We start from the raw sequence: 1,766 nt of genomic DNA, 5'->3' as shown, positions 1-1,766 counted from the left end.
TCCGACCAGGCGCGCGACCTCGTCGCTGACGGCCGCGAAGATCTCGTCGGGTCGGACGCCGTGCGCCACCAGCGTCGCCACCCGCCGCAACGCTGCCTGTTCGTCGGCGAGACGGCGCAGCTCGTCGCGGCTGTCCTCGAGTTGGGCGCGGCCCTCGGCGTTGGCGACGGCGGTGGTGACCAGCTCGGTGAACCCGGCCAGCCGGGCCTCGGTGTCCGTGGCCAGCGGCTCCACCTGCGTGGACACCGCGCTCATGAATCCCCAGAGCCGGCCCCCGACGTTGACCGGCGCCCCGACGAGCGAGCAGGCTCCCCGCCCCCGCGCGAGGTCGGCGGCCGGGCCGGTGGCCTCGGCGTAGGCGTCGATCCGCGCCGGCCGACCGGTCTGGAACACCCGCGTGGTCACGTTGTCCCCGCCGAGGTCCCACCGGGTGCCGACCGGGAACGGCACGGCGTCGCCGGTGCTGGCCCACGTCCCGACGGTGACCACCGTGCCGTCGGGGTCGTACCGGTTGAGAAGGGTGAAAGCGACCCGCAGCAGCCGCCCGGCTTCCTCGGTGACCGCGGCGAACACCTCTTCCGGGCGCGCCCCGCTCGCGACCAGGGTCGCCACCCGCCGCAGCGCCGCCTGCTCCTCGGCGGAGCTGCGCAGTTCCACCCGGGCCTGCGCGTTGGCGATCGCGGTGCCGACGAGTTCGGTGAAGCCGGCCAGCCGCTGTTCGGTGTCGGCCGGAAGGTGCTCGCGCCGCGTCCCCATGCCGATTGCGCCCCACAAACGCCCCTCGACCACGATCGGCGCCGCGACCCCCGACCGGATTCCCAGCCGGCGGAGGCGGTCGCCGTAGACGTCGCAGACCTGGCTGAAGTCGTCGAGGCGGGCCGGGCGGCCGGTGCCCAAGGCGACCGCCAACGGCAGCGGCGGCTCGAGGTTGAAGCGGCGCCCCACCGCCAGCTCGTCGGGGGGGTGGCCGACGCGTGTGAGGATGGTGGCCGCGCCGTCGGGCTCGTGGCGGACGATGGTCGTGGAGTCGGCATCGAGGACGTGGCCGACCTCGTGCGCGACGGCCGCGAACACCTCGCTTGGTGGCAGCCCGCGGGCGACGAGGGTGGCGACGCGGCGCAGCGCGGCCTGTTCCTGCGCGAGCCGGTGGAGTTGGTCGCGGCTGTCCTCGAGTTGGGCGCGGCCCTCGGCGTTCGCGATGGCGGTGCCGATGAGTTCGGTGAAACCGGCCATGCGCTGTTCGGTGTCGGGCGGGAAACGCTCGTGCCGGGTTCCGACGGCGATCGCGCCCCACAGATGCCCCTGGACGACGATCGGCGCCGCGACTCCCGACCGAAGTCCGAGCCGGCGGGCAGCGTCGCCGTACGGGTCGGAGGCGGGGCTGAAGTCGTCGATGCGGGCCGGGTGGCCGGTGTGCAGGACCGCCGCCAGGGCCAGCGGCGGCTCGGGCGTCCAGCGGCTTCCTATCGGGAACTCGGCGGCGTATGCGCCGACACGGGCCGCGACGGTCGTCGCGGCGTCGGGATCGAGGCGGACGATGGTCGTGGAGTCGGCATCGAGGACGGTGCCGACCTCGTGCGCGACGGCCGCGAACACCTCGCCCGGTGGCACCCCGCGGGCGACGAGGGTGGCGACCCGGCGCAGGGCGGCCTGTTCCTGCGCGAGCCGGTGGAGTTCGTCGCGGCTCTCCTCGAGCTGGGCGCGACCCTCGGCGTTCGCGATCGCGGTGCCGACGAGCTCGGTGAACCCGGCCATGCGCCGTTCGG

At 74.9% G+C, this 1,766-nt stretch carries 1 protein-coding gene; it reads right to left on the bottom strand.

What is annotated here, in order from left to right; translation table 11 throughout:
- Positions 1-1,766: GAF domain-containing protein (locus VGD70_RS27455; RefSeq protein ID WP_331086307.1), on the bottom strand; the 1,766-nt coding region annotated here is incomplete at both ends.

The sequence above is a fragment of the Actinophytocola sp. genome (assembly GCF_036402745.1).
Lineage (GTDB): Bacteria > Actinomycetota > Actinomycetes > Mycobacteriales > Pseudonocardiaceae > Actinophytocola.
The sequence above is the reverse complement of the archived record's forward strand: the minus strand, read 5'-3'. Positions and strand labels throughout refer to the sequence as shown.